This window comes from Methylocaldum sp. 14B (assembly GCF_002005105.1).
Lineage (GTDB): Bacteria > Pseudomonadota > Gammaproteobacteria > Methylococcales > Methylococcaceae > Methylocaldum.
On the sequence record NZ_MSCV01000044.1, the window covers coordinates 1 to 25,903 of the forward strand.

A 25,903-nucleotide genomic window follows, 5' to 3' on the forward strand; every position below is an offset into this window, starting at 1 on the left:
AACAGTCTATCTATGAAAGAATACATATTTACATCGCTAAAAAGCGTCGTTTATAAGCGCAACCCATTGTTTTAATTGGTGACTTAAAAAACCATTCCAAAGACTTGTCACTCGACGCTTTCAAGGCGCTCGACTGATTCGAACGTGCCCAAACAGAGGCAACCGCTCATTGCAAACAAACGGACCGGACGATAGTCAGCAGTTCTAGCGGACATCGCATCAGAGCCCAATGCTCAAAATGCTCAATAGGCAACATGATTCTCAAATGTGCCTCGGCGATGTACGCTAACTTGATGCCCTCTCCGCGAAATAGGCCAGATATGCGACTGACCCGAATTCTGCAAGTGTCGGCATACGCCGGTGCGCTCGCACTTTCGATTCCGCAAGCTGCATTCAGCGACAATCTTGAGCGCCCGGGTTTCGCCCGAATCGCCCTCGCTTGCACCGGTTGCCATGGCGCATCGGGCCAAGGTATAGGCTCGATTCCGGCGATTAGCGGCATCCCCGAATCCGAATTCATCCGCACAATGCAGGAATTTAAAACGGGTTACCGCTCAGCCACGGTGATGGACCGCATTGCAAGGGGATATCAATATCAAGATTTCCTAGAGTTAGCCCGGTTCTTCAAAAATCATCGCTAGGAGAACGCATGGCACCAATTTCCCGACGAAGTTTCATCAAGTGGGCCGGGGCGATTTCGGCGCTTGGAACAGTCGGCTGTTCGGTAAACCATCCCAGCACCGGATCACGACGCGAAAAAGCCCGCGTAGCGGTAGTCGGCGGCGGGTTCGCGGGAGCGTCCGCTGCGAAGTACCTCAAGCTGCTCAATCCGGAACTTGAAGTCACTTTGGTTGAGCAACAGGCTAATTACTTGTCCTGCCCCGGATCGAATGAAGTTATCGCCGGCCTAAAGCAGCCCGATGAGCTTCGTCGGAAATATGACATCCTCAGGAACGTTCAGGGAATTCAAACGGTAACAGCCGAAGCCCAAACTATCGACACTGCTCGGCGCACCGTGTCATTGGCGGATGGATCGGCCATACCTTACGATCGGCTAATCGTCGCACCGGGCATCGATTTCCGCTGGGACGCCATCGACGGTTACGACGAGACTGCCAGTCTGTTGGCTCCTCATGCCTGGAAAGCAGGGCCACAGACCACACTTCTGCGTCGCCAATTGCAGGCCATGCCTGACGGTGGCGTGGTTCTGATCACGGCACCCGCCAATCCGTATCGTTGTCCGCCGGGACCTTACGAGCGTGCGTCACTGATAGCGCATTTTTTGAAGCGTTACAAACCGCGCTCCAAAGTGCTGATTCTGGATGCGAAAACCCAATTCTCCAAACAATCGCTCTTCCTCCAAGGCTGGGAAGAGCTTTATCCAGGGATGGTGGAATGGATCTCGGCGGAAAAGGAAGGAAAGATAGAACGGGTAGATGCGCAATCGCGCGTCGTCTTCACCGAGTTCGACGAGCACCGTGCGGATGTTTTGAACGTGATCCCGCCGCAAAAGGCCGGCAAACTCGCGCATCAGGCGGGGCTGACCGATCAATCGGGCTGGTGCCCCATCGATCCGCTCACCTTCGAATCGCCGCTGGCACCTTACGTGCACATTATCGGCGATGCCTGTACGGCAACGCCCATGCCCAAATCGGCATTTGCCGCCAACTCGCAGGCCAAGATCTGCGCCGCGGCGGTAATTGATCTGCTGCAAGACCGCGAACCGGGTCATCCAAGCCTGATCAACCACTGCTATAGCTTTTTAAAGCCGGATTATGCGATCTCGATCACCGGCGTGTACAAGTATTCGCCAACCGAGAAGCAGCTCGAGGCCGTGTCGACGGGTGAAACACCCATGAACGGCGATCGGCGGAAAGAAGCCGAGCATGCCCGGAGCTGGCAGAAAATCATCGCCGCTGACGCCTTCGGGTAATCTCCGCCATTTGGCGCTTGCTGCCTATACCGCTTCCAAAGCCGTTGCGAGCAGCGCCCGGACAGACTCCGGAAATTCCAGCTCCAATGCGCGGCTCCGCGCGTGCTCGGACATCTTTTTCCAGGTCTTGCGGACGATACCGATCAGCTTTTCTTCATCGTGAATCGCCGCGAAGGCGACAAAGTAGTAATCGAGAAACACGAGGCACGCGACGTCCTCGATCGATTGAACGTCCGGATCGTTTTTCAAACCGCGTTTCTGAAGAACTTTGCGGACCCGCTCGATGTCTATCGGATCGTATCCAGCTTGTGTCATAAGCTGTGCAACACAATCGGCATGAAAACCATATAGATAGCTGCGCCATTGCAGATACCCCTCGCGCGTGTCCGGGTAGGTCTGCCGGGGAACCTCCCAACGTCGAATGTGCTGCCCGCGCGCGGCGATGTGCAGCAAATCCGGCGCATCGGGATAGAGGCGGTCAAGCCATTCCGTCATGCGCATCCCGTAAAGCAATTCCTTGGGATAGGATTCGCCTCGCCAAACCTCACTATTAGGGTCCTGTGCATTAGCTTCGTCTATTAAGACTAGCACCCGATCCAGCCGATCTTCGTTCATCGAAATACTCAGTCCAAGTTGAAATTTGAAATACTGGGAAACTACTTATCAAATCCTGATTTCAAAGGCAATGAAGCCATTTCAACCGGTTCACGCATTGGCGGAAACGGGGCTAAACAGTATCATCCATGGCATGATCGATTCGCCGGGAGGAAACGATGCTCGACGCGTGCGTCTTCACTATTTTTGGATCTACCGGCCACCTTTCCCGCACCAAACTGATGCCTGCCCTGTACCAATTGGACAAGGCAGGCCGACTGCCCGCGGCGATGGTCGTCTTAGGTGTCGGCCGGCGGGATTGGGATAATTCCCATTGGAGAGACGAGGTATCCAAATGGCTAGAAGAGCGTTTGGGCAGCACACTCGACCGGGACGCTCTTGAGCGCTTCAGCAACCGCCTGCATTTCTTTTCGGCGGACATCGGCGATACGGAATCATCGGTACAGCTAAGACAGGTCCTGGACACTGGCCCCGAGTTTCCGCCCAATCACGTGTATTACCTTTCGCTTCCGCCGTCCGAATACAAAGCGGCGGCCGACTATTTGGCGCTTAGCGGACTCAACCAGGAAGTCGCCGGCTGGCGCCGTCTCGTGGTGGAAAAGCCGTTCGGCTATGACTTGGAAGACGCACAAGTCCTCGATCGCTGCCTGCACCGCAACTTTACGGAACATCAAATCTTTCGGATTGACCACTACTTAGGTAAGGAAACGGTGCAAAACATTTTCGTGTTCCGCTTTGCGAATCTCATGTGGGAACCGTTGTGGAACCGCAACCTCATCGACCATGTGCAGATCACCCACAGCGAATCGGCGGGAATCGAAGACCGGGCGGACTACTATGAAACCGCCGGCGCGCTGCGCGACATGATCCAGAGCCATCTGATGCAGATGTTGGCTTTGGTAGCCATGGAACCTCCGGCGACCATGGACGCCGAATCGATCCGGGACGAAAAGGTCAAGGCGCTGAAATCCATTCGCCCCATCCCAAAGGCTGCGGTCCATGCTCACGCCTTCCGTGCGCAATATGCTTGCGGGCGCATCGACAACCAGGAGGTGCCCGGATATCTCGACGAAAAGCAGGTCGACAAGCAAAGCACGACCGAAACGTATGCCGCCCTGAAGCTTTATATCGACAACTGGCGCTGGCGCAATGTACCGTTTTATTTGCGGACGGGAAAACGCTTGGCGAGGAACAGTTCTCTCATCGCGATACGCTTTAAGCACCCGCCGCAGCAATTGTTTCGCGAAACCCAGATCGAGGCGCTGCCCCCCAATTGGCTGCTGATGGGCATACAGCCCGAGCAATGCATTCGCGCCGAGGTTCAGGTTCGAGAACCCGGCATCGGCATGCGCGCCCGAACCACTCAACTCGATGCCAGCACCTGTTATCAGGCCGGTTATCAATTGGACGCGTACGAGTCCCTTCTGCTCGACGTCATCGGCGGCGATCACTCTCAGTTCCTGCGCTCGGATGAGGTGGAATGGGCCTGGCGAGTCGTCGATCCCATCATAAGAACATGGTCGGTAGAGCGGGAATTCATCCACACTTATCCCGCCGGCTCCTGGGGCCCCGAGGAAGCCGACCGCATCTTCGAGCGGGAGGATCAGCAATGGCGGCATTCTTTCTCGACCGGGGATGCACCTCGTTAAGACCGACGATCCTTTAAGCTATTTGCCTAATTCATTCGATACTTTTGGAGACCTTCTTAATGGCCGTTACAACTCAAGCCATCGACTACAGCCATAACGACGTTCAGCTCGAAGGCTTTTTCGCGTATGACAATAAGCGCCCTCAGCCTTTGCCGGCCGTATTGATCTCTCATGCTTGGGGAGGCAGGGACGAATTCGTGTGCAACAAGGCTCGTAAATTGGCCGAACTGGGCTACGCCGCGTTTGCACTCGATATGTATGGCAAAGGCATCATCGGAAGCGGCCCCGAGGAGAACGCACGGCTGATGAATCCGCTCATGAATGATCGCCGCCTGTTGCAGGACCGCATCACCACAGCTCTGGAAACCGTCCGCAAGCTCCCCCAGGTCGATCCCAAACGGATCGCGGCTATGGGTTTTTGCTTCGGCGGCCTATGCGTGCTGGACCTTGCCCGCACCGGCGCCGATCTGCGCGGCGTTGTCAGCTTCCACGGCTTATTTTTGCCGCCGGGCAATACTCAAGGCAATAAAATCAAGACCAAGGTTCTCGTGCTGCACGGCCACGACGACCCCATGGCACCACCCGATCAGGCGGCGAATCTGGCCAAAGAACTGACCGAAGCCGAGGCAGACTGGCAAATCCATATTTACGGTAACACCCTGCACGCCTTCACCAATCCCATGGCAAACGATCGATCGTTCGGTACGGTTTACGACGAGACCGCCGATCGCCGCTCTTGGGAGAGTCTGCGGAATTTCCTTGCCGAGGTGTTAAACTAGGCCTTCTCCGTGCACCCTAAAAAAACGACAAATGGACCTGAAATTCCTAGATTTCGAACAACCCATTGCCGAACTCGAAGCCAAAATCGAAGAACTCAAGCGCGTCGGATTCGACAATGAAATCAACATCAGCGAGGAAATTGCGAGGCTTGAAGAAAAAAGCCGCAAGCTGACCGAATCGGTATTCTCCTCGTTGACGGCGTGGCAGATATCGCAGATTTCCCGCCATCCCCAGCGGCCGTATACACTGGACTACCTCGACCTGATGTTCGACGAGTTCCACGAGCTTCATGGGGATCGCGGATTCGCCGATGATCCGGCAATCGTGGGTGGACTCGCCAAACTCGACGGACAGCCGGTTCTGATCATCGGCCATCAAAAAGGCCGCGATACCAAGGAAAAGATCTACCGCAATTTCGGCATGCCGCGGCCCGAAGGCTACCGCAAGGCGCTGCGGTTGATGCATCTCGCCGAGCGGTTCCGCTTACCTATCCTCTGTTTTATCGACACGCCCGGCGCCTATCCCGGCATCGGCGCAGAGGAACGGGGTCAGAGTGAGGCCATCGCCCGCAACCTTTTCGAAATGTCCAAACTGCGCACCCCGATCATTTGTACCGTGGTGGGCGAAGGCGGTTCGGGAGGCGCGCTGGCTATCGGTGTGGGCGACCGCCTGTTGATGCTTCAGTACAGCACCTATTCCGTCATTTCGCCGGAAGGCTGCGCCTCCATTCTTTGGAAAAGCGCGGACAAGGCCGAGCTCGCGGCCGAAGCCATGGGCATTACGTCGGATCGGCTGCAGGAACTGGAACTCATCGATGAGATTGTTCCCGAACCTTTGGGCGGCGCCCATCGAGACCGCAAGCAAACCGGCGATAATTTGAAAGCGGCACTGAAACGGCATCTCGAAGAGCTGCGTCGCACGCCCATCGAGACCTTATTGCAACAGCGCTACGAGCGGTTGATGAGCTACGGTATTTTCGAGGAAGCCGTAGCCTAGCTTCATTGATGCGGGGCGGATAATCACCGCCCCTTACTTCACGGCTTAGATGAGCCTTTCTGCCGAAACACTCGATCGAATTCTATCTCGCCAGCCGCCGGCATCCCGCTACTGGATCGCGTACAGCGGCGGACTCGACTCGCTCGTTTTGCTTCATCTCTGTGCGGAACTGAAAGCCAAAGATCCGAACCTCCGCTTTACTGCCGTACATGTCCATCACGGCCTGCAAACAGCCGCCGAAGAATGGGCCGAATCTTGCGAAGCGAGCTGCCGGATGCTTGGAATTCCGTTCCGTCTGTTACGGGTCAACGCCGCCGCGAAACCCGGCGAGAGTCCAGAGGAAGCCGCGCGAAACGCGCGCTACGATGCCCTGCGCGCGCTTCTGTCCGACGGCGAGGTCTTGTTGACCGCACAGCATAGGGACGACCAGGCGGAGACGCTATTGCTCCAACTGCTTCGCGGAGCGGGTATCGCCGGCCTTGCCGCCATGCCGGAACGCACCGCCTTCGGCCCAGGATTTCTGCTGCGGCCGTTACTCTCTTTTTCCCGCGGACAGCTCCGCGAGTACGCTCAAGCACACGAGCTGACCTGGATCGAAGACCCCAGCAACCGCGACTTGAGTTACGACCGCAATTTCATACGCCACGAGATCATCCCCTTGCTCGAAAACCGCTGGCCGGCGACCAAGGACGCGCTGGTCCGCACGGCCCAACATTGTGCCGAAGCGCAAACGCTGCTGAACTCGCTTGCCGCGGACTTGCTGAAGTCCGTTATTCATCCGCTGCGAAACACGCTTCTTCTGGATCGGCTGAGGCCGTGTTCGGAAGCGGACCGCCGCCTGATTCTGCGCGAGTGGCTGCGGAGCCGCGGTTTCCGCATGCCTTCGACTCGCGTTATTGATAGGGTTTTGAACGAAACGCTGAACGCCAGACCGGACCGAAATCCCGTAATCCGGTGGAGCGAAGGCGAGATTCGGCGCTATCGGGGAGAGATCTTCCTGATGCCGGCCGCTTCGCCTTTCCATCCGAATAGAGTCATTCCATGGGATGGTGCTACGACACTCCATCTGCCGGACGGGAACGGCGACCTCAGCGTCACCACTGAAAAACGAGCCGGCATCTCGTTAACGGCATGGCGAGCCGGCAAAATCACCGTTCGCTACCGGCAAGGCGGCGAATCGCTACGCCTGCCCGGCCGCGAAGGCTCCCACGATCTGAAAAAACTGTTTCAGGAAGCCGGCATTACACCTTGGATCCGCGAGAGAACACCGCTGATCTACATCGGCGACGAGCTAGCCGCAGTGGCGGGATGGTGGGTGTCCGATTCTTATGCCGGGCAACCGAACGACTTTAATATCGTGATCCGGTGGCACGCGCCGGAGAATTTTTCCGGCGCACTGCCTTCGGCTAATTAAGGATTGATGCAGCGGTAAACATTGAAAGACTGCTCACCATCGATCAGGGGGCCGGTCGGCACGATGGTGTCTCCCCCCATGTCCGCCGCGTTATTGCGGGCGAGACGTTCAACTTCCTCTTGTACGGTATCTTTGCTGCGGGCAAAGATACCGATGGTCGCCGCCGTATTCGACGTGATACGCCCCAAAAATTTACAGCGCCCAACTTCGGGCGGCGTGAGCATACGAATCTTTTCACCCTGCGGCTTGAGCTCTACCCATGTGCACCCGGAGAGCATGGACATTATCGCCACCCCAAAAACAATCGTGAGTAATCTCGCCCCATTCATCAAATAACGTCTCCGCATTAGTCGTTGTATTTTCACCATGTTAGTGCGATTCAATATTCGATTGTAAACAACCTGGGCGGTGACTCCGATCCACAGGTTGAGTAGAATATGCTGACAAATCCTTTTGACGTCCGACGCGACGGCCGCTGCCTCGGCGATCGTTACGCAGCCTAAATTTACCCATCGTTGAATGACCAAATATATTTTTATTACCGGCGGAGTCGTCTCATCCCTGGGCAAAGGCATTGCCGCATCGTCGCTTGCCGCAATCCTGCAGGCCCGCGGTCTTAAAGTTACACTGACCAAACTCGATCCGTATATCAATGTCGATCCGGGCACCATGAGCCCGTTTCAGCACGGCGAGGTTTTCGTTACCGAGGATGGCGCCGAAACCGATCTGGACCTTGGCCATTACGAGCGCTTCCTGAGCACCACGATGGGCAAGGTCAACAGTTGGACCACCGGGCAGATTTACGAAAATGTCATCCGCAAGGAGCGACGAGGGGAATACCTCGGAGCGACCGTGCAAGTTATCCCCCATATCACGGACGAGATCAAGCGCGTCATCCGGCTCAGCGCGGAAGGCTACGACGTGGCCCTGATCGAAATCGGAGGGACGGTCGGCGACATTGAATCGCTGCCCTTTTTGGAAGCCACGCGCCAGATGCGAGTCGAGTTGGGCGATGACAAATGCCTGTTCATTCATCTCACCCTCGTTCCGTACATCGCGAGCGCCGGCGAGCTCAAGACGAAGCCCACCCAGCACTCGGTGAAGGAACTCCGAACCATCGGCATTCAGCCCGACGTTCTGATTTGCCGCTCGGACCGGATCATCCCCAAGGCCGAGCGAACGAAGATCGCACTCTTCACCAACGTCGGGGAAGATGCCGTCATCTCCGCCGTCGATGCCGACACCATCTATCGAATTCCGCTGCTGCTGCACGAACAGGGGCTGGACGATATCGTCGTGAAAAAACTCAAACTCGATGCCGGCGCGGCCGACCTCTCCGAATGGCAGAGAGTGATCGATGCCCTGGAGCATCCCGGCCATGAAGTGACGATCGCCATGGTAGGCAAGTACGTCAATCATTCCGACGCCTACAAATCGCTGACCGAAGCGCTCATTCATGCCGGCATTCAGACCAGGACCAAGGTCAAAATCCGATTCATCGAATCGGAAGAAATCGAGGACAAAGGCACCGGCTCGCTGGAAGGCGTAGACGCCATTCTGGTGCCCGGCGGCTTCGGCGAACGGGGTGTCGAAGGCAAGATCGCCACGGTCAAGTACGCTCGCGAGAAGAAAGTCCCCTATCTCGGCATTTGCTTAGGGATGCAGGTGGCGGTCATCGAATTCGCGCGCGATGTGGCGGGACTGGAAGGCGCTCACAGCACGGAGTTCTTGCCGAAGACACCGCATCCGGTCATCGCCCTGATTACGGAGTGGCAGGATGACTCCGGCACGATCGAGCATCGGGACGAAAAGTCCGATCTGGGCGGCACCATGCGTCTGGGCGGCCAGAAATGCCGACTGGTGAGCGGCAGCCTGGGCCATAGAGTCTATGGCAAGGATGTCATCAACGAGCGCCACCGCCACCGCTATGAGTTCAACAACCGCTATCTCAAATCCCTTGAGGACGCAGGACTCAGGGTGTGCGGCAAATCCCTGGACGGCCGCTTGGTGGAAATGATCGAGATCCCCGATCATCCGTGGTTCCTCGCCTGCCAGTTCCATCCGGAATTCACGTCCACCCCGCGTGGCGGCCACCCTCTTTTCACGGGCTTCGTGAGCGCCGCCGCCGAATATCATCAAAACAAAAAGGCGAACTGATGCAACTGTGTGGATTCGAAGTCGGCTTGGACCGGCCGTTTTTCCTGATCGCCGGCACCTGCGTCATCGAAGGCGAGCAACTCGCTTTGGAGACCGCGGGAACACTCAAGGAAATCACATCCAGCCTCGGCATTCCCTTTATCTATAAATCGTCCTTCGACAAGGCGAACCGCTCGTCGCACGAAAGTTTCCGCGGCCCCGGCCTCGAGGAAGGACTACGCATTCTTGAAAAGGTGCGGGATACCATCGACGTACCGGTGCTGACCGACGTTCACGAGGATACCCCTTTAGGCGAAGTCGCCGCCGTCGTCGATGTGTTGCAGACACCGGCGTTTCTCTGCCGGCAAACCAACTTCATTCAGGACGTCTGTGCGCAAGGCAAGCCGGTCAATATCAAGAAAGGCCAATTCATGGCCCCGTGGGACATGAAAAACGTAGCCAACAAGGCAAGAGCCGTCGGCAACGAACAGGTCCTCGTCTGCGAGCGCGGCGTCTCGTTCGGTTACAACAACCTGGTCTCCGACATGCGCTCTCTCGTCATCATGCGCGAGACCGGCTGTCCCGTGGTGTTCGACGCCACCCACTCGGTGCAGCTGCCCGGCGGTCAAGGCACGGCTTCCGGAGGGCAACGGGAATTCATACCGACCTTGGCCAAGGCCGCCCTGGCGGTGGGCATCTCCGGCCTGTTCATGGAAACCCACCCCGAACCGGACAAAGCGAAGAGCGACGGCCCCAATTCATGGCCCTTGGCTCGCATAAAGGAGCTCTTAGAGGTGCTTGTCGAAATAGACCGCATCGTCAAACAACGCGGAATGGTCTAGACGGAATTATTACAACGACACTCCGATACCAGAGGAACGGAACCGATGAGCAAAATCACCGAAGTGCGGGCACACGAGGTGCTCGACTCCAGAGGCAATCCCACAGTCGCCGCAGAGGTCATACTCGACTCCGGAGCAACCGGCTCCGCCATGGTGCCGTCCGGCGCTTCCACCGGAACCCGAGAGGCCATCGAGCTTCGGGACGGCGATAAAACCCGCTATCTGGGCAAAGGCGTATTGAAAGCGGTCGAGAACGTCAAAACAGCGATCCGGTCCGCCGTCTTGGGCATGGACGCCGATGACCAGGCGGCCATCGACCGCAAGATGATCGAACTGGACGGCACCGACAACAAAGGCCGCTTGGGCGCCAATGCCATTCTCGGCGTCTCCCTGGCGACCGCCCATGCCGCGGCGACCGATGCCGGCAAGCCGCTCTACGCGTACCTCAACCGCAGCGGCGAGTTCCTGTTGCCGGTCCCCATGATGAACATCATCAACGGCGGCGCGCATGCCGACAACAGCGTGGACATGCAGGAGTTCATGATTCTTCCCGTCGGCGCGCCCAGCTTCCGGGAAGCTCTCCGCTACGGCGCCGAAGTCTTCCACGCTCTGAAAAAGGTACTGGCCGAACAGGGCCTGAGCACCGGCGTGGGCGATGAAGGCGGCTTCGCGCCGAATCTGCCGTCCAACGAATCCGCCATCGGCGTCATCCTGGAAGCGATAGAACGGGCAGGATATAAAGCAGGAAAAGACATCTATCTCGGCCTGGACGTCGCCAGCTCCGAGTTTTACCGGGACGGCGTCTATACGCTGGAATCCGAGAATAAACGGTTCACTTCGGACGAGTTCGCGAACTATCTTGCTGCCTGGGTCGACAAATATCCCATCATCACCATCGAAGACGGCATGGCCGAAGACGACTGGGACGGGTGGAGACTATTGACCGATCGGCTGGGGAGCCGCATTCAGCTGGTAGGCGACGATCTTTTCGTCACGAATCCCGCTATCCTGAAACAGGGCATCGAGGCCAAGATCGCCAACTCCATCCTGATCAAGGTCAATCAAATCGGTACCTTGACGGAAACCCTGGAAGCCATAGCCATGGCCCACCAGGCCGGGTATACGGCTGTCGTCTCGCACCGTTCCGGCGAAACAGAGGACACCACTATCGCGGATCTCGCCGTGGCCACCTGCGCGGGACAAATCAAAACCGGCTCTCTCAGCCGATCCGATAGAGTCGCCAAATACAATCGGCTTCTCAAGATCGAAGAGCAATTGGGCGATAAAGCCCGGTACACCGGCCGCAGCGCCTTCCGTCAAGCGCTCTGAAAGGCGGGACGCCGTCCGACGACAGTGTGAAAAAGCTGATTGTCTTCTTGCTGGTGTTGATCGCCCTGCTCCAGTACCGACTGTGGCTGGGCGATGGCGGAATCGCCGAATTGCAGGAGTTGCAGGACCGTATCGAAAAGCTCACCGAGGAGGGCGAAAAGCGGCGCGAACGTAACGCGGCGCTGGAAGCCGATGTCAGAGATTTGAAGGAAGGAACGGACGCCATCGAAGAGCGGGCTCGCCAAGAACTGGGGATGATCAAGCAGGGAGAGACTTTCGTCCAAGTGATCGAAATGCCTAAGAACAAGACACACGACCGATCGCCGCAACCAAAGCCTTCGGAGCGGAAAACTACGCCACAAAAGACCGAAAGGCCTCGTTAGCATCTGTTGTCCATGACCGACACCTGCCGAAATAATCGATTCTGGGCCATTGTCCCTGCAGCCGGCGTGGGTAAACGCATGGGGGTCGACGTACCGAAGCAATACCTTCAGGTCCTGGGCAAGCCGGTATTGCAGCATACCCTGGAGCGGTTGCTGGCGATCGATGTCTTGGCCGGCGTCGTCGTGGCTCTCGGGAGCGAGGATGGTTATTGGTCCGATCTACCTTGTGCTACCCATCCCAAGATCCGGGTCGCCCCCGGGGGTAAGGAGCGTGCCGACTCCGTGCTTTCCGCCTTAATGAGTCTCGAGAACGTGGCCGAACCGGACGACTGGGTGTTGGTGCACGATGCAGCTCGGCTGTGTATCACGATCAGCGATGTTCAAAAACTGATCGATCGGCTTAGGAACGATGAAGTCGGCGGCATACTGGCACTGCCGGTCACGGATACCCTGAAAGGCGCAGAGGCGGGCGAAATCGTCGAAACCATCGACCGCAGCCGGATCTGGCGCGCGCTGACGCCACAGATGTTTCGCTTTCGTATGCTCAAGCATGCGCTGACCGATGCTGCCGAACGGAAACTGATCGTGACGGACGAAGCCAGCGCTCTCGAACTTCGAGGATTGCGCCCGAAGATCGTGGAAGGACGCCCGGACAATATCAAGATTACGCGGCCGGAGGATCTTCCTCTGGCGGCTTTTTACCTGGAGCGACAATGCTACGAATAGGTCAAGGTTACGATGCACATCGGTTCAAAGATGGCGGCCAACTGGTCCTGGGGGGCGTAGCCATCGATTATGAAAAGAGCCTCGCGGCGCACTCGGATGGAGACGTTGCGTTACACGCCTTGTGCGATGCCTTATTGGGTGCGGCGGCACTGGGCGATATCGGTCGGCATTTCCCGGATTCCGACCCCAGCTTCAAGGGCATAGACAGCCGGGTTTTGCTCCGCGAGGTTCACGCCAAGATCACCGAACGCGGCTACACCGTGGTCAACGTCGATCTGACCATCGTCGCACAAAAGCCGCGGCTCGCGCCCTATATCGAAAAAATGCGCACAACCATCGCGGATGACCTCGACATTGCGCACGACGCGGTCAACGTCAAAGCCACCACGACCGAAGGCATGGGCTTCGAAGGCCGGGGCGAAGGCATCTCCGCCTATGCGGTAACGCTCCTTCAGAAAAATTAAGCCATGGGCGATTCGACCGCCGCCCTACCCTACGCCTTTGGCGGGCCAATCGGAACCGGCATTATCAAGACGTCGCCGGAAGATTTCGTCGTCGAGGAACTGCTGGGTTTCGAGCCTTCCGACCAGGGCGAACACTTTTTTCTGCGCATCGAAAAACGCGGCGAAAATACCGACTACGTCGCCCGCCAACTGGCCCGCTTTGCCGGAATCCCGACACGGAACATAGGCTACGCGGGCCTTAAGGACCGCCACGGCAAGACCATTCAATGGTTCAGCGTATGGCTGCCGGGCAAAGCCGAACCGGACTGGAGGCAACTTGAATCCCCCACCCTCCGCATACTCGAAGTCCGGCGCAACAGCCGCAAGCTAAAAAAAGGCGCGGCAGCCGGCAATCGTTTCGAAATCGCCGTTCGCGAATTGAAATGCGACATCCCGCTATTGGAACGACGCCTGAAACAGATCGGCGAACGTGGGGTTCCCAATTATTTTGGAACGCAACGGTTCGGCCGCGAGGGACAGAACCTTGCGAAGGCATCGGCTCTTTTCGCGGGTACGCTCGGGCGGGTGGACGCTCACCGTCGCGGGCTTTATTTGTCTGCCGCGCGTTCTCATTTGTTCAACCGCATCCTCGCCAAGCGGATAAGCCGAGACGTCTGGGATCGCGCGGTTACCGGCGATGCCTTCATGTTTCCCGACTCGCGCAGTTTTTTTAAGCCCGACGCTATTACTCCGGAAATCACGCAACGGCTTGAGGCCAAGGAAATTCATCCAAGCGGCGCGCTCTGGGGCAAAGGTACACCGGCCGTTACCGATGAGGCACTGGCCATAGAGACGGCCGCAGCCGAGGAAGAGCCGGTTCTCTGCCGCGGTCTCGAAGATTTCGGCGTCGAGATGGCCCGCCGGCCGCTGCGACTTTGCCCGGACGGATTTCAGTGGGAACGGTCCGGCCCGAGCAGCATGCATTTGCGATTCGCGCTGCCCGCCGGGGCTTACGCGACCGCCGTTCTGCGGGAACTGATCGACACCGGTTTTTCAGACGATTAAAGGATCCTCATGGACTGCCATCACGTGTATTACCTGGCTCTCTTGCAAGGGCTGACCGAATTTCTGCCGATTTCGAGCGCCGCTCACCTTATCCTGATGCCGGTGGTTTTCGGCTGGCATGATCAAGGCTTGGCCTTTGACGTCGCCGTCCACATCGGAACGCTGACCGCGGTCGTGGTCTATTACGCGGGCGCTCTGCGCGATATGGCCGGAGCCTGGTTTCGTTCGATCTCCGGAAAGGGCATGAGCACGGATGCGAAACTTGCTTGGTACGTAATTCTGGGGACGATTCCGGCGGGCGTCGCGGGGCTGGCGGCCAACGGTTACGTCGAGACCCAGCTCCGCAATCCGCTGGTCATCGCCGCTAGCACGATAGTGTTCGCCTTGGTACTTTGGCTGGCGCAAAAAGTGAGCGCCGAACGACGTACCGATGCCGACATGAACTGGCAAGACGCTTTGATAGTCGGTCTCTTTCAAGCCGTGGCGCTGATTCCCGGCACATCCCGATCGGGTATCACGATAACCGGCGGTTTGTTCCGCGGCCTGGATCGCAAAGCTGCCGCCCGATTTTCGTTTCTGCTGTCGATCCCGGTAACGGCATTGGCGGGATTGCTCAAGGCATACGCATTATTCGAATCCGACCAGACGGTATCCTGGTGGAACATGTCCCTCGGAGCGCTGCTCTCCGGTATCGTTGCCTACATTACCATTGACTGGTTCCTGAGACTCCTCGATCGTATCGGCATGTTACCCTTCGTGATCTATCGGCTGATTTTGGGCGGCGTGCTGCTTTACATCTTCCTGCCCGGTTAGCGATACCGGCGGTTTTTCCTGCAACCGGCCACTCAAACGGTTAAAATACAAATCCTCCATCAATCTACAGCGCAAAGGATCATCATGTCTGTTGGACAATTCTGTAACCGCGATACGGTCATCCTAAGAAAAGAAAACTCGATCATCGAAGCGGCCAAACTGATGCGCGAGTTTCACGTCGGCAGCGCCGTAGTCGTAGAGGACTCATCGGAAGGAGCGAAACCCGTCGGCATCGTGACCGATCGCGATCTCGTCGTGGAAATTCTTGCCGCGGAACTGGACCCGAATGCAGTCGTCGTCGGGGATATCATGAGCTACGAACTGATAACGGCCCGCGAAGAAGACGGACTTTGGGAAACCTTGCAGAGAATGCGAGTAAAGGGTGTTCGCCGCATCCCCGTCGTCAATCAGCAAGGCTTGCTGGCCGGCATTCTGACCAGCGACGATCTCCTCGAGATACTCGCCGGCGAACTTACCGAACTGGTTAAAATCATCGGCAAAGAGCAAGAACGGGAACAAAAAACGCGCGGCGGTCTCGGTTAAGCGATCAAGCTTTCCAACTAGGACCGGCAAAACCGAGCACGAGCAATCCGCCGGCCATTTGATAAACCGTAACCTTTCGACGCGCCACGATCGACTTCGAGAGCTATAGCCATGACTGTTACGATTTACCATAACCCCCGCTGCAGTAAATCCCGCGCTACTCTTGAGCTTCTCAAGAGCAAAGGCATCGAGCCCACGATAATCGAATATTTGAAAACACCTCCTAGCGCATCCGAGCTGGAGACCATTCTGGCCAAACTGGGCATGGAGCCCCGCGACTTGATGCGCAAAGGCGAAGCGGCATATAAGGACGCCGGGCTGGATAATCCTGATCTGGATCGCAAAGCATTGATAGGCGCCATGGTGGAAAACCCGATCCTCATCGAGCGGCCAATCGTGCTGGCAAACGAGAAGGCGGCCGTCGGACGTCCGCCGGAGAACGTTTTAAAGATTCTTTAAGACCGGCAAGGTCTCAAGTACTTTGGCGAGTCACTTTGGCTCGCACCTCTTTTCTCAAGTGTTTCGTCCTTTTCATGGTTGAAGTTCTAATCGTCTACTATAGCCGTTGGGGTTCCACGGCCGAAATGGCCAATCTGATCGCGAGAGGCGTCGAGGAAGTTCCCGGCGCCGTCGCCAAGATTCGTACCGTCCCTGAAGTATCGCCGGTCTGCCAAGCCACCGAGGAGACTATTCCTGAAGCTGGTCCGCCTTACGCAACGATCGACGATCTGAAAAATTGCGATGCACTGGCCTTGGGAAGCCCTACGCACTTCGGCAATATGGCGGCGCCTCTCAAATATTTCATCGACAGTACCAGTTCCTTGTGGTTTTCGGGCGCATTATCCGGTAAACCGGCTGGCGTCTTCACGGCCACTTCGTCCATGCACGCCGGCCAAGAAGCGACGCTGATCACCATGTTATTGCCCCTGCTCCACCATGGCATGGTTCTGGTCGGGATCCCCAGCAGTGAAAGCGCGCTTCTCGAAACCACCAGCGGCGGAACGCCCTACGGACCCAGCCGGCACACCGGGAGTGACAACGCGGTCAGCGACGAAGAGCGGAAACTGTGTCGGGCGTTCGGAGCCCGTTTGGCGCGTGTGGCGCTGGCGCTGAAAGGCGCCCAAGTGAAGTAACTCCTAGTGGTCTTGACTGACGCTTTCGACGGATTGCTTTCGGATATGCTGCAATACGCCGCGACGGTTAAACATTTTTGAACTCATGGCGAAGCAACTCCCCCTGCGCTTCGCTTTCAATCCCGAACTGGGTTTTCTGCAATACCACTCGGGAGCCAACGCCGAAATCGTCGCTCATCTAAAACATGCCGCCAGCGGTCGGGGCGAAACGCTGATTTTTTTGTGGGGTGAACCGGGCACCGGCAAGAGCCACTTGCTCAATGCCTGCTGTCGGGAAGCGTGTCAAAGCGGCTTGTCGGTCTCTTATCTGCCGCTATCCGGCCTCCGCGAGTACGGTCCCGGCGTGCTCGATGGCCTGGAGCATCAGGATCTGGTTTGCCTGGACGATGTCGATTCCGTCGCCGGAGACGATGCCTGGGAACGAGCTTTATTCAATTTGTTCAATTGTTTGCGAGACCACGGCAATCGCCTCATTGCCGCTGCCGGCGTGCCGCCCGCCGAACTTGCGATCCGTTTGCCCGACCTCAAAACCCGCTTAGGCTGGGGATTAACCTTGCGCCTGCAACCATTGAACGACGAGGATAAACTAATCGTCCTCGGCGCCTATGCCCGCTCGCTGGGCTTAGATCTGTCGCCACAAGTCGGACGCTTCTTGCTTTCTCATTATCACCGAGATCTTTCCTCCTTGAAGCGCTTGCTGGACGAATTGGACCACGCGACCCTAGCCGCTAAGCGCAAGCTCACGATTCCTTTTCTCAAGAACTATCTGGAAGAATCGACATGAAGGTACTCGTCATAGGTTCAGGAGCGGTCGGCAGCTTTTACGGTTCACTGCTCGCCAAGCAGGGCGCTAAAGTTTCGATGATCGCCCGTTCCGACTACGAACACGTCAAAGCTCATGGCATAGACATTACGAGCGACACCAAACTGGGCGCTTATCACTTCCGGCCCCACACCGTCGTACGCAACGCGGCCGAATTGACCGAAAAGCCCGACTACGTTCTCTTGTGCATCAAAGTGGTCGAAAACGCCGATCGCATCAGCCTTCTGAAAGACGCCGTGGGACCCGACACGTCCATCGTTCTCGTTTCCAACGGCATCGACATCGAAGACGAAATCGCGAAAGCCTTTCCCGATAACGAACTGATCAGCGGCCTCGCATTCATATGCGTCACCCGCACCGCACCCGGCAAAATCTGGCACCAGGCTTACGGCCGGCTAGCCTTGGGCAATTATCCGCAGGGGCTTTCGGAAAAAGCTCTGGCGCTTTGTAGAGTATTCGAGCGATCCGGCATTACATGCGTCGCCTCCGAGGATATCGTTGCCGCCCGCTGGCAAAAATGCGTTTGGAACGCGCCCTTCAACCCGCTGTCGGTCCTCTCCGCGGGGCTCAGCACGAATGACATACTCTCGACTCAAGAGTCTTTCGTTCGGGCCATCATGGAAGAGGTTTGCCTGATCGCCAAAGCCACGGGACATCCGTTGCCCGAAGATACCGTCGATAAAAACATCGAGAGCACCTACAAGATGCCGCCATACAAGACCAGTATGCTGCTGGATTTCGAGGCCGGTCGGCCGATGGAAACGGAGGCCATTCTAGGTAATGCCGTGAGGGCGGGATGGAACGCAGGCGTGCCGATTCCCCATCTTGAATCGGTTTATGCTTTGATGAAGCTCAGAGAGTTGAGCCGTCGAACCGGATAACCCGCTGCCACAAATCGAAATTACGCCCGCGTGAGGCGGGCGTGATGCCAAATCAAGAATCGCCCTAAAACGGCATCCCCCGTCCTAGATTGCCCTTCATCCCTCGCAGCATGTTCATCAGATTGCCCTTCTTGAATTTCTTCATCATCTTCTGCATCTGATCATACTGCTTGAGCAGACGGTTGATGTTCTGCATATCCGTGCCCGCGCCTTTTGCGATGCGCTGTTTTCGCGAGTTGTTGATCACATCCGGAAATGCCCGTTCCTGCTTGGTCATCGAGTTGATGATGGCGATCTGCTGAATCATTTCCTTGTCGTTCACTTTTTCCTTCACGTGCTGCGGCACGTTTGCCATGCCGGGAAGCTTGTCGAACATTGCGGCGACGCCGCCCAGATTCTTCAACTGCAGCAGTTGATCGCGATAGTCGTTCAAGTCGAAAGACTTGCCCTTCTGAATCTTCTTGACCAGTTTTTCGGCTTTCGTCTTATCGATCTTGCGCTCGGCCTCCTCAATCAGACTCAGGACATCGCCCATGCCCAAGATTCGGGACGCGATTCGATCGGGGTGAAAACGTTCCAAGGCAGCTGTCTTTTCACCCACACCCAAGAATTTGATGGGCTTGCCCGTAATGTGGCGAACCGACAACGCCGCGCCACCTCTGGCATCGCCGTCGGTTTTGGTCAGAACGACACCGGTCAGGGTAAGTGCGTCGCCGAATGCTTTCGCGGTATTGGCGGCGTCCTGACCGGTCATCGAATCGACCACGAACAGCGTTTCGATCGGGTTGATGGCGGAGTGAATCTGTCTGATTTCCTCCATCATCTCGTCATCGATATGAAGACGGCCGGCCGTGTCGATAATGACGACATCCTTGTATTTCTTCCGGCCATATTCGACGGCGTTGCGAGCGATATCCACCGGATTCTGCGTCGGATCGCTCGGAAAAAAATCGGCGCCCACCTCAGCGGCAAGAGTTTGCAGTTGATCGATAGCGGCCGGACGATAGATATCGGCGCTCGCGACCACTACGGACTTGCGCTCGTTATCCTTGAGCCAGCGGGCCAGCTTGGCAACCGTGGTGGTTTTACCGGCGCCTTGGAGACCTGCCATCAGAATCACCGCCGGCGGCTGCGTCGCCAGACTGAGCCGCTCGTGGGCACTGCCCATGATGGCGATCAATTCTTCATTGACGATCTTCACTAGCGCCTGCCCGGGCGTAAGGCTGGACTGAACTTCCTGCCCCAAGGCGCGTGTCTTGACGTGCTCGATGAAATCCTTGACGACCGGTAGAGCCACATCGGCTTCCAAGAGGGCCATACGCACCTCTCGCAAGGTGTCCTGAACATTGCTCTCGGTCAATCGGCCCTGACCGCGAATTTTTTTGAGCGATTGGGTTAAACGTTCGGTAAGGTTGTCAAACATGGCTCTTAATCCTACGGGCTATGGAAATACCCAGATTACTTCATCTTGATCGGCCATTATGCCAGACTAGAGAGCTCAGGAGGACATGATTTAAATGAATTCTACGCTGTTTGGCGCCATGGCGATCGCCACTTATGTCGCTGCCGCTCTTACCCTGATTCGCTCGCTGCGCGAGAACGACTATGCGGCCATGGAGACACCCACGCTTCGGCGGTTGAAACCCTTGACACTCGGTTGGTTCGCCGCCGTTTTGCACGGGCTTGCGCTCACCAGCGGCTTTCAGACTAACGAAGGACTCAACCTCAGCTTTCTGAGCGCGATGTCGTTAGTGGCTTGGGTGATCGTAGCCATCTTGCTCCTGACGGCTCTCGCGAAACCGGTGGATAAACTCGGGATGGTGATTTTTCCGATGGCCGCGCTGGTCCTTCTGCTAAAACTCAGCATCCCGGAGAGCGTTCACACGGTGAAAGACCTTTCCTGGCCTTTGACCATTCACATCGTGGTCTCCATGCTCGCTTACAGTTTTCTCAATATTGCCGCCTTTCAGGCAGCGCTGCTGGCGTTTCAGGACTGGCGGCTGCGCAGCCACCATTCCGATCTCTTGCTACGCTCGCTCCCGCCTCTGCAAACCATGGAATCCCTGTTGTTTCAGCTGATTGCGGCCGGGTTCGTGTTTCTTAGCGTGTCACTGCTCACAGGCTTTATTTTTCTGGAAGACATGTTCGCTCAGCATTTGGCCCATAAGACCGTGCTGTCCATCCTTGCCTGGGTCTTGTTCGGCGTACTACTGATCGGACGAGCTCGCTACGGCTGGCGGGGAACCATAGCTATCCGCTGGACGCTAGGAGGCTTTGTGTCGCTAATGCTGGCCTATTTCGGCAGCAAGATGGTATTGGAATGGATATTGAACCGGGCTTGATGGTGCGGACACCGACCCTGGTCCCGGAATGCGAGTGCGTGTCCGGACTCTTTGAACTCACTCATTTTCAGCCGATCGATAAGCTTGCTCGCGTTGCCGGGAGTTTCTGAGCATGCGTAGTTCTTGAGCAGCTTGGTTTCTTTCCGCCTCAATCAAAGACATAACCTTCCCGTCGATGGTCTGCACTTCCTCGACTAAACGAACCAAAGACTCGTTATCGCTTTTCTTAAGATAGGCCGGCGAAAACAGTTTCTCAATCAGGGGCATCCGTTCCCTCTCCAGCCGAGCAACCCTCTCCCACTCCATACCTTCGGCCGCCGTTAGGATCGAACGGCACATTGCAAGAAGCTTCTCGGTTTCGGGCGTCAGATCTGACATCGCGGCATACCCGGTCTCGGACGATTAAAAGCTTGCTGAAGCTAACCTGTTTTCAACAGTCTGAGACGGAACCGGCTCTCGTATCGCTTCCCAGGCACTCTTGATCTCCTTTATCAAACCGCCGACTTCGTCCAGGGCACTCTGATCGTTTTGCGCGCTGGCGTAAAACAGCTGCTCGGTAACATAGGTATAAAGTCGATCCAGATTTACCGCGATTTCGCCGCCGTTATCCAAGTCCAGACAGGCTTGGAGGTAGCCGACGATTTCAATTGCACGGCCGATGGCTTGGCCCTTCTCGGCGAGCTCCCCCCTTTGTATCGCGCCCTTGGCAACGGAAATTTTTTCGTTCAGCCCATTAAAAAGCATCATTATCAGAGTATGCGGATCGGCGTACTCGGCACTCGCCTGCACGGTAGTTTGCCGATACTGATTCAATGCAAACTGAGCGGGTCTCATGGCGTATAACCTCTTCTTATTTCTTATTTCTTATTTCTTGTTTTGGTTAGCCAATGGCAAAGCGGCCAACTGCTGACTCAAATAACTGCTGATACTCTGAAACTGCCCCAAAAGAGCATCCATCTTATTGAATCGATCCAGAAGACGCTTTTCGAAATCACTCATTCGACTCTCTAAACGCTCTCGGCTTTCTTGAATTTTCTCGAGATTCTTTTCCAGACCGTCAGTACGCGCCTTTATGGCTCCTTTACTGTCCAACAATCCGGCAAGCACCTTGTCCAGTCGTTCTATCAGCCCACGGGAAAAACCAACCTCGCCCCGGTCGCCGGTCTTGGTATCCGAGATCAGAAGCTTAAGCCCCTGGGCATCGCCCGCCGTTGCGGTCAATTCTTGCCCTTTGCCCGTTGCCTCCAAACCTCCGATGCTTCCGGCGACATCCATGCCCCCGGTGCCCTCCGTCGAACTAGAGGCGAGCTTTAATCCCAAGGTCGCTTCACTATTAATATCGACCTGCGTGATTTCAACTTGAGACTCCGAGCCATAATTTTTGGATTGAATGACAAATCGATTATTGACATCGTCATAACTCACGCCGACTGAAATACCTTTTGCTTTGAGGGCACTGTCGCCATTGATGCGGGATTGAATCTCTGCCGCCAGAGCCGCATGATTGCTATAGGTCGCTTGCGTCAAGGTGATATCTGCCGACAAGACCCCATCGACTTTGATCTTGAAGGTGTCGTTGTCGCCGTCCACCACCAATGAATTGACGGCACCGCCGTTCAGAAAGCCCTGGGTAGCTGCTTGGGTAATGTTGACCGCATAAGTTCCCGGCTTGGTATCGACGGTATTGCTGGAATATATCACCCCGGAATCCGTGGGACGCCCGATAGCCGCAAACAAAGCGGCTACGCTGCTCCGATCCGCATTTAGCGCCTCGTTTAGCTTGGAACTGTCCAAATTGAGGGTGCCGTCTCTTTGCGTTCGGATTCCTATATGGGCCAAGGTTTTCGCCGAACCTTCGAGACCTTGGATAAATCGTCCCAGTTCCGAGCGAAGCTGCCCCATACCGCCGCGTACCGTGGGATCGCCCTGTAAAATTCCGCCTGCTTTCTGGGCTGCGTCATAGCCGGTTAAGCTTCGGTCCGTCTTTGCCAATTCGTTAAAACTTTTTACGAAACCTTCTATAAGCTTTTTGATGTCGTCATTGCTCTGGCTGACCGACACATTGACGATCTTCTCGGATTGAGCGGATTGAAGATTTAACGTCACCCCTTTAAGAGCATCTTTGATCGTGTTGCTCGCATTGGTAACCTCAAGTCCATTGATAGCGATTTTCGAGTCCAACGCCATCTGGGTCTGCTGGAGGTTAGCAGCGGCGACATTAAAAGACAGGACGGACAGGCCTGAGGCGTCGACCGAATTTCCATCATCATCGGCTACGCTGATCTGCAAGCTGTTCTCGGCGCCGGTTTCACTCGAATTCAGTACAAGGCGAGAACCGCCGCTATCGTTGACTATAACCGCAGTCACTCCGGCCTTGGCGTTGTTGATAGCATCTCGGATGCCGCTGAGGGTATTGTTGCTCGAGTCGATCTCAAGGGTCAGCGTGCCTTTGTCGCGATTTTGGGTAAATCCGTTATAACTACCCGGGGTGGCATCCACCGGCGGCGTATAGTCCGTAGTGCCGAATTTCAGCGTCAAAGTCCCGGTTCCAACCACTGCGTTGGCCGATGCGAAGTAACCGGTTGCCAGTGCGTGGCTCTGCGCGAGTTGCTTGACCTCGATCTTGTAATTACCCAGATCGGCATTGCTTTCCGCCGAAGCACTGACAATACTGCTGTCGCTGGAAGTTGCGCCGATCTTTTGAAAACTACTCAGGTTTTTCAACGCCGAGAGGCTATCCCGAAAAGCCGATAAAGCGCTCTTGAAATTTCCAAACGAGGAAATCTTGGATTGGATCTCGGCTTCTTGCCGATCCAAACGGGCAGCGAACGGAGCACGCTCCGCCTGCACCAATTGGCTGACCATGCTGGATATATTGAGGCCGGATCCGAGCCCCGTCGATGTAATACCTGCCATCAAACCCTCCGCCTTGCCTGTTGCCGCTCTGTCCCGATAAGGATATATCCGCGCCTTACGCTTGGACCGATTCGGCCGCGCGGACTCGTCAGCCGAACCGACAAACCCTCCAAACTCACACTTTTTCTTTCAACAACATGCCTTTAAATCCATCTTTGAATTCGTCTAAATGTTTTGCGAGTCGCAAAATCTCTTCCGAGGGGATTTGGCGAATAAGTTCATCGGTTTCGGCATCCCTGACTTGCACTATCGTTCGGCCCGAATCTTCGTCAATGGAAAACTGGACCGTTCTCCGCACCATTTGAAAAAATTCGTTGAAATTGCGCACGGCATGGGCGACTTCGTCCTGCCGCTTCTCTCCTTCTCTTCCCGAGGAAGCAAACGCCTCGGCGGCCAAAGCCGGGGGAACCGCCCTAACCGTAGAAACCTGCTCTACCGCCCCGGTGCTTCCCGCTGCGGCGAGGGTTTCAGAGCCCACCTCGTCTGCCGTCTGGCGGCGCACCATGTTCGGCTTCAGAGCCGTTACATTGCCTAAAGCTATCGGGGCTTCCATATCGATCTCCTATTGCTCGAAGAAGAAAGCGGGAACGCCTCAGTGTTCCCGCTTTCCGGTTTAGCCAGCTCGGAAATTAACCCCGAAGCAGCGAGAGCACGTTTTGGGTTGAGGCATTCGCCTGTGCCAACATTGCCGTACCGGCCTGCTGCAGGATCTGATTCCGGCTCAGCTCGGACGTTTCAGCCGCGAAATCGGCATCGAACACACGGCTTCTTGCGGCGCTGATGTTTTGCGAAGTGGCCTGCATATTGGCTACCGCTGAGCTGAAGCGGTTTTGGACAGCGCCCAGGGTGGCGCGGAGGTCGTCAACGAAAGCGAGTGCACCATCGACAGACTTAATAGCCGAGTTTGCCCCCGACTGAGTACCGACGTTAATGCTTCCCACTGCACTTAGAGTGCTTGCATTCGTCGCTGCACTGAACAAGGTACCCGTCGTATCCGTGGTGACGGTGTACGAGCTTGCGGAGCTAAACATGAGGGTTCCGACCACTTTACTAGAGTCTGTTCCCACCGCTGCGCCCAAGGTAGCGGCGGCACCTTCCGTTGCCCCGGTGTCAGCGTTCAAGCCTTGGAAATTGATAGTACCGCCCGCGCCGGCGCTATTTAAAAAGTCTTCGATGACAATATCGTAACCTTCGGCTTGGCTCAGCGTGATCGAACTTCTCGAAGCATCCAGTTCTGCGGTGATACCGGTACTTGCCGCCGCACCATTAATGGCTTCCGCCAGCGAAGTGAGATCGCCAGTACTGGAGACGTTTGCCGAGATCGCAACGGCGCTGCTGTTCGAACCATACAAATTAAACGTCAACGTACCGGCAGCGGCTAGACCGGAAAGAGTTGCTTTAGTCAGCGCCGTTGCCGTTACGCCCGTGGATGCCGTGGCGTTATTCACAGCCGTCGCGATCGCATTGGCTGAATCATTGTTTGCTACGGCCAAGGTCGCGGACCCGATATTCCCGGTAACCGTTAGATTTTGTGCCGCAACACGGTTGAGAGCGGTCAAAGCAGTCTTATCAGCACTTGCCGCCGCCGCCTCTACCGCAGTACCCGTCGTATTGGTGAGACTGTTCGATCCGATATTGGTCGCCTTGCTGTTCCCGATCGAGAAACTGATCGTCTGATCGGCATACGCACCAACCTGAAATTTCGCACTCGTGAACGAGCCATCCAGCAGATTTTTTCCGTTGAATTGGGTTTGAGTGGCGATACGGGTAATCTCCTGCTGCAACTGAGCCACTTCCTTCTGCAGGGAAGCACGATCGGTCGCGGTATTGGTATCGTTGGCGGATTGTACGGCCAGTTCCCTCATACGCTGCAGCGCGTTCGTGACCTCTCCCAAGGCGCCTTCGGCGACTTGCGCGATGGAAATGCCGTCGTTGGCATTTCGGGCGGCCTGATTCAAACCTTTAATTTGCGCGGTCATCCGGTCTGCAATGGCAAGGCCGGCTGCGTCGTCTTTTGCGCTATTAATGCGCACACCGGACGACAAGCGTTGCATTGCAGTCTGCATCGCGTTGGATGACTTCAGCAACTGGCGCTGAGCGTTAAGCGAGGAAATATTGGTATTAATCACTTGGGACATGAT

At 56.2% G+C, this 25,903-nt stretch carries 28 protein-coding genes; 20 read left to right on the forward strand and 8 right to left on the reverse strand.

Annotated elements, in window-relative coordinates; translation table 11 throughout:
- Positions 1–320 precede the first annotated feature (320 nt).
- Positions 321–641, forward strand: a complete 321-nt coding sequence (locus tag B2A78_RS23295) for a c-type cytochrome (protein WP_077732447.1) — start codon at positions 321–323, stop codon at positions 639–641.
- A gap of 8 nt (positions 642–649) precedes the next feature.
- Complete coding sequence (locus tag B2A78_RS23300; RefSeq protein ID WP_077732448.1) at positions 650–1,933, forward strand: NAD(P)/FAD-dependent oxidoreductase; 1,284 nt, start codon at positions 650–652, stop codon at positions 1,931–1,933.
- A gap of 24 nt (positions 1,934–1,957) precedes the next feature.
- On the opposite strand, the gene B2A78_RS23305 is transcribed toward B2A78_RS23300, so the two are convergent.
- Positions 1,958–2,548 carry a DUF4202 domain-containing protein gene (locus tag B2A78_RS23305; protein ID WP_077732449.1) on the reverse strand — a complete coding sequence of 197 codons (591 nt, stop codon included), beginning with the start codon at positions 2,546–2,548 and terminating at the stop codon, positions 1,958–1,960.
- Positions 2,549–2,706: 158 nt separating this feature from the next.
- Between B2A78_RS23305 and zwf the strand changes: the two genes are divergently transcribed.
- The 4 genes from zwf to tilS are packed head-to-tail and all read left to right on the forward strand — an operon-like array spanning position 2,707 to position 7,387.
- Positions 2,707–4,197 carry a glucose-6-phosphate dehydrogenase gene (gene zwf, locus B2A78_RS23310; protein ID WP_077732450.1) on the forward strand — a complete coding sequence of 497 codons (1,491 nt, stop codon included), beginning with the start codon at positions 2,707–2,709 and terminating at the stop codon, positions 4,195–4,197.
- 59 nt (positions 4,198–4,256) lie between these two features.
- A complete protein-coding gene (locus B2A78_RS23315; RefSeq protein WP_077732451.1) occupies positions 4,257–4,976 on the forward strand; it encodes a dienelactone hydrolase family protein in 720 nt (239 codons plus the stop codon).
- 31 nt (positions 4,977–5,007) lie between these two features.
- The gene (gene accA, locus B2A78_RS23320; RefSeq protein WP_077732452.1) at positions 5,008–5,973 is read left to right on the forward strand and encodes an acetyl-CoA carboxylase carboxyl transferase subunit alpha; all 966 of its coding nucleotides are present in this window, start codon (positions 5,008–5,010) and stop codon (positions 5,971–5,973) included.
- Between the two features lie 49 nt (positions 5,974–6,022).
- Positions 6,023–7,387: a tRNA lysidine(34) synthetase TilS gene (gene tilS / locus B2A78_RS23325; protein WP_077732453.1), complete on the forward strand. Its 1,365-nt coding sequence runs from the start codon at positions 6,023–6,025 to the stop codon at positions 7,385–7,387.
- Here the strand turns inward: tilS and B2A78_RS26225 are convergent.
- Positions 7,384–7,671: a DUF4156 domain-containing protein gene (locus tag B2A78_RS26225; RefSeq protein ID WP_168175538.1), complete on the reverse strand. Its 288-nt coding sequence runs from the start codon at positions 7,669–7,671 to the stop codon at positions 7,384–7,386. The genes tilS and B2A78_RS26225 overlap by 4 nt on opposite strands.
- Positions 7,672–7,906: 235 nt before the next feature.
- On the opposite strand from B2A78_RS26225, the gene B2A78_RS23335 reads away from it, so the two are divergent.
- The 13 genes from B2A78_RS23335 (at position 7,907) to B2A78_RS23395 (ending at position 18,504) form a co-directional block, all read left to right on the forward strand.
- Positions 7,907–9,544 carry a CTP synthase gene (locus B2A78_RS23335; RefSeq protein ID WP_077732455.1) on the forward strand — a complete coding sequence of 546 codons (1,638 nt, stop codon included), beginning with the start codon at positions 7,907–7,909 and terminating at the stop codon, positions 9,542–9,544.
- A complete protein-coding gene (gene kdsA, locus B2A78_RS23340; RefSeq protein WP_077732456.1) occupies positions 9,544–10,365 on the forward strand; it encodes a 3-deoxy-8-phosphooctulonate synthase in 822 nt (273 codons plus the stop codon). The genes B2A78_RS23335 and kdsA overlap by 1 nt, the downstream gene beginning before the upstream one ends.
- A 45-nt stretch (positions 10,366–10,410) precedes the next feature.
- Positions 10,411–11,694, forward strand: coding sequence for a phosphopyruvate hydratase (eno, locus tag B2A78_RS23345; RefSeq protein ID WP_077732457.1), 1,284 nt, complete (start codon positions 10,411–10,413; stop codon positions 11,692–11,694).
- A 26-nt stretch (positions 11,695–11,720) separates the two neighbouring features.
- Positions 11,721–12,077, forward strand: a complete 357-nt coding sequence (gene ftsB / locus B2A78_RS23350) for a cell division protein FtsB (RefSeq protein ID WP_077732458.1) — start codon at positions 11,721–11,723, stop codon at positions 12,075–12,077.
- A gap of 12 nt (positions 12,078–12,089) precedes the next feature.
- A complete protein-coding gene (ispD, locus tag B2A78_RS23355) occupies positions 12,090–12,803 on the forward strand; it encodes a 2-C-methyl-D-erythritol 4-phosphate cytidylyltransferase (RefSeq protein WP_077732459.1) in 714 nt (237 codons plus the stop codon).
- Positions 12,791–13,267 carry a 2-C-methyl-D-erythritol 2,4-cyclodiphosphate synthase gene (ispF, locus tag B2A78_RS23360; protein WP_077732460.1) on the forward strand — a complete coding sequence of 159 codons (477 nt, stop codon included), beginning with the start codon at positions 12,791–12,793 and terminating at the stop codon, positions 13,265–13,267. Before ispD ends, ispF begins: the two co-directional genes overlap by 13 nt.
- Positions 13,268–13,270: 3 nt before the next feature.
- On the forward strand, positions 13,271–14,311 hold the full coding sequence (truD, locus tag B2A78_RS23365; RefSeq protein WP_077732461.1) for a tRNA pseudouridine(13) synthase TruD: 1,041 nt from the start codon (positions 13,271–13,273) through the stop codon (positions 14,309–14,311).
- A gap of 9 nt (positions 14,312–14,320) precedes the next feature.
- Positions 14,321–15,124 carry an undecaprenyl-diphosphate phosphatase gene (locus B2A78_RS23370; RefSeq protein WP_077732462.1) on the forward strand — a complete coding sequence of 268 codons (804 nt, stop codon included), beginning with the start codon at positions 14,321–14,323 and terminating at the stop codon, positions 15,122–15,124.
- A gap of 84 nt (positions 15,125–15,208) precedes the next feature.
- A complete protein-coding gene (locus B2A78_RS23375) occupies positions 15,209–15,667 on the forward strand; it encodes a CBS domain-containing protein (protein WP_077732463.1) in 459 nt (152 codons plus the stop codon).
- A 111-nt stretch (positions 15,668–15,778) separates the two neighbouring features.
- Complete coding sequence (arsC, locus tag B2A78_RS23380; RefSeq protein WP_077732464.1) at positions 15,779–16,126, forward strand: arsenate reductase (glutaredoxin); 348 nt, start codon at positions 15,779–15,781, stop codon at positions 16,124–16,126.
- A 74-nt stretch (positions 16,127–16,200) separates the two neighbouring features.
- Positions 16,201–16,800, forward strand: a complete 600-nt coding sequence (gene wrbA, locus B2A78_RS23385) for an NAD(P)H:quinone oxidoreductase (protein WP_077732494.1) — start codon at positions 16,201–16,203, stop codon at positions 16,798–16,800.
- 85 nt (positions 16,801–16,885) lie between these two features.
- Complete coding sequence (hda, locus tag B2A78_RS23390) at positions 16,886–17,584, forward strand: DnaA regulatory inactivator Hda (RefSeq protein ID WP_077732465.1); 699 nt, start codon at positions 16,886–16,888, stop codon at positions 17,582–17,584.
- Entirely contained in the window at positions 17,581–18,504 is a 924-nt protein-coding gene (locus tag B2A78_RS23395) for a 2-dehydropantoate 2-reductase (RefSeq protein ID WP_077732466.1), read from the forward strand. The genes hda and B2A78_RS23395 overlap by 4 nt, the downstream gene beginning before the upstream one ends.
- A gap of 64 nt (positions 18,505–18,568) precedes the next feature.
- On the opposite strand, the gene ffh is transcribed toward B2A78_RS23395, so the two are convergent.
- Positions 18,569–19,927 carry a signal recognition particle protein gene (ffh, locus tag B2A78_RS23400; RefSeq protein WP_077732467.1) on the reverse strand — a complete coding sequence of 453 codons (1,359 nt, stop codon included), beginning with the start codon at positions 19,925–19,927 and terminating at the stop codon, positions 18,569–18,571.
- 94 nt (positions 19,928–20,021) lie between these two features.
- Between ffh and ccsA the strand changes: the two genes are divergently transcribed.
- On the forward strand, positions 20,022–20,846 hold the full coding sequence (ccsA, locus tag B2A78_RS23405) for a cytochrome c biogenesis protein CcsA (protein WP_077732468.1): 825 nt from the start codon (positions 20,022–20,024) through the stop codon (positions 20,844–20,846).
- A gap of 57 nt (positions 20,847–20,903) precedes the next feature.
- Here the strand turns inward: ccsA and B2A78_RS23410 are convergent, their stop codons facing one another.
- The 5 genes from B2A78_RS23410 to B2A78_RS23430 form a co-directional block, all read right to left on the reverse strand.
- A complete protein-coding gene (locus tag B2A78_RS23410) occupies positions 20,904–21,224 on the reverse strand; it encodes a flagellar protein FliT (protein ID WP_077732469.1) in 321 nt (106 codons plus the stop codon).
- A gap of 24 nt (positions 21,225–21,248) precedes the next feature.
- Positions 21,249–21,680 (reverse strand): flagellar export chaperone FliS, encoded by a 432-nt coding sequence (fliS, locus tag B2A78_RS23415; protein WP_077732470.1) that lies wholly within the window; start codon positions 21,678–21,680, stop codon positions 21,249–21,251.
- 30 nt (positions 21,681–21,710) lie between these two features.
- Complete coding sequence (fliD, locus tag B2A78_RS23420) at positions 21,711–23,762, reverse strand: flagellar filament capping protein FliD (protein ID WP_077732471.1); 2,052 nt, start codon at positions 23,760–23,762, stop codon at positions 21,711–21,713.
- Positions 23,763–23,877: 115 nt separating this feature from the next.
- Positions 23,878–24,267, reverse strand: a complete 390-nt coding sequence (locus B2A78_RS23425) for a flagellar protein FlaG (protein ID WP_168175539.1) — start codon at positions 24,265–24,267, stop codon at positions 23,878–23,880.
- Between the two features lie 124 nt (positions 24,268–24,391).
- Entirely contained in the window at positions 24,392–25,900 is a 1,509-nt protein-coding gene (locus tag B2A78_RS23430) for a flagellin (protein ID WP_077732473.1), read from the reverse strand.
- Between the last annotated feature and the right edge of the window lie 3 nt (positions 25,901–25,903).

Excerpts from the sequence above, each read along its gene's own strand:
- ispF (WP_077732460.1), top strand. The coding sequence starts at position 12,791 with ATGCTACGAATAGGTCAAGGTTACGATGCACATCGGTTCAAAGATGGC.
- B2A78_RS23410 (WP_077732469.1), bottom strand. The coding sequence starts at position 21,224 with ATGTCAGATCTGACGCCCGAAACCGAGAAGCTTCTTGCAATGTGCCGT.
- ispD (WP_077732459.1), top strand. The coding sequence starts at position 12,090 with ATGACCGACACCTGCCGAAATAATCGATTCTGGGCCATTGTCCCTGCA.
- B2A78_RS23375 (WP_077732463.1), top strand. The coding sequence starts at position 15,209 with ATGTCTGTTGGACAATTCTGTAACCGCGATACGGTCATCCTAAGAAAA.
- B2A78_RS23370 (WP_077732462.1), top strand. The coding sequence starts at position 14,321 with ATGGACTGCCATCACGTGTATTACCTGGCTCTCTTGCAAGGGCTGACC.
- B2A78_RS23335 (WP_077732455.1), top strand. The coding sequence starts at position 7,907 with ATGACCAAATATATTTTTATTACCGGCGGAGTCGTCTCATCCCTGGGC.
- ccsA (WP_077732468.1), top strand. The coding sequence starts at position 20,022 with ATGAATTCTACGCTGTTTGGCGCCATGGCGATCGCCACTTATGTCGCT.
- B2A78_RS23295 (WP_077732447.1), top strand. The coding sequence starts at position 321 with ATGCGACTGACCCGAATTCTGCAAGTGTCGGCATACGCCGGTGCGCTC.
- arsC (WP_077732464.1), top strand. The coding sequence starts at position 15,779 with ATGACTGTTACGATTTACCATAACCCCCGCTGCAGTAAATCCCGCGCT.
- B2A78_RS23395 (WP_077732466.1), top strand. The coding sequence starts at position 17,581 with ATGAAGGTACTCGTCATAGGTTCAGGAGCGGTCGGCAGCTTTTACGGT.
- eno (WP_077732457.1), top strand. The coding sequence starts at position 10,411 with ATGAGCAAAATCACCGAAGTGCGGGCACACGAGGTGCTCGACTCCAGA.
- B2A78_RS26225 (WP_168175538.1), bottom strand. The coding sequence starts at position 7,671 with ATGTCCATGCTCTCCGGGTGCACATGGGTAGAGCTCAAGCCGCAGGGT.
- fliS (WP_077732470.1), bottom strand. The coding sequence starts at position 21,680 with ATGAGACCCGCTCAGTTTGCATTGAATCAGTATCGGCAAACTACCGTG.
- ffh (WP_077732467.1), bottom strand. The coding sequence starts at position 19,927 with ATGTTTGACAACCTTACCGAACGTTTAACCCAATCGCTCAAAAAAATT.
- B2A78_RS23305 (WP_077732449.1), bottom strand. The coding sequence starts at position 2,548 with ATGAACGAAGATCGGCTGGATCGGGTGCTAGTCTTAATAGACGAAGCT.
- kdsA (WP_077732456.1), top strand. The coding sequence starts at position 9,544 with ATGCAACTGTGTGGATTCGAAGTCGGCTTGGACCGGCCGTTTTTCCTG.
- fliD (WP_077732471.1), bottom strand. The coding sequence starts at position 23,762 with ATGGCAGGTATTACATCGACGGGGCTCGGATCCGGCCTCAATATATCC.
- hda (WP_077732465.1), top strand. The coding sequence starts at position 16,886 with ATGGCGAAGCAACTCCCCCTGCGCTTCGCTTTCAATCCCGAACTGGGT.
- B2A78_RS23430 (WP_077732473.1), bottom strand. The coding sequence starts at position 25,900 with ATGTCCCAAGTGATTAATACCAATATTTCCTCGCTTAACGCTCAGCGC.
- B2A78_RS23425 (WP_168175539.1), bottom strand. The coding sequence starts at position 24,267 with ATGGTGCGCCGCCAGACGGCAGACGAGGTGGGCTCTGAAACCCTCGCC.
- tilS (WP_077732453.1), top strand. The coding sequence starts at position 6,023 with ATGAGCCTTTCTGCCGAAACACTCGATCGAATTCTATCTCGCCAGCCG.
- accA (WP_077732452.1), top strand. The coding sequence starts at position 5,008 with ATGGACCTGAAATTCCTAGATTTCGAACAACCCATTGCCGAACTCGAA.
- truD (WP_077732461.1), top strand. The coding sequence starts at position 13,271 with ATGGGCGATTCGACCGCCGCCCTACCCTACGCCTTTGGCGGGCCAATC.
- B2A78_RS23315 (WP_077732451.1), top strand. The coding sequence starts at position 4,257 with ATGGCCGTTACAACTCAAGCCATCGACTACAGCCATAACGACGTTCAG.
- B2A78_RS23300 (WP_077732448.1), top strand. The coding sequence starts at position 650 with ATGGCACCAATTTCCCGACGAAGTTTCATCAAGTGGGCCGGGGCGATT.
- wrbA (WP_077732494.1), top strand. The coding sequence starts at position 16,201 with ATGGTTGAAGTTCTAATCGTCTACTATAGCCGTTGGGGTTCCACGGCC.
- zwf (WP_077732450.1), top strand. The coding sequence starts at position 2,707 with ATGCTCGACGCGTGCGTCTTCACTATTTTTGGATCTACCGGCCACCTT.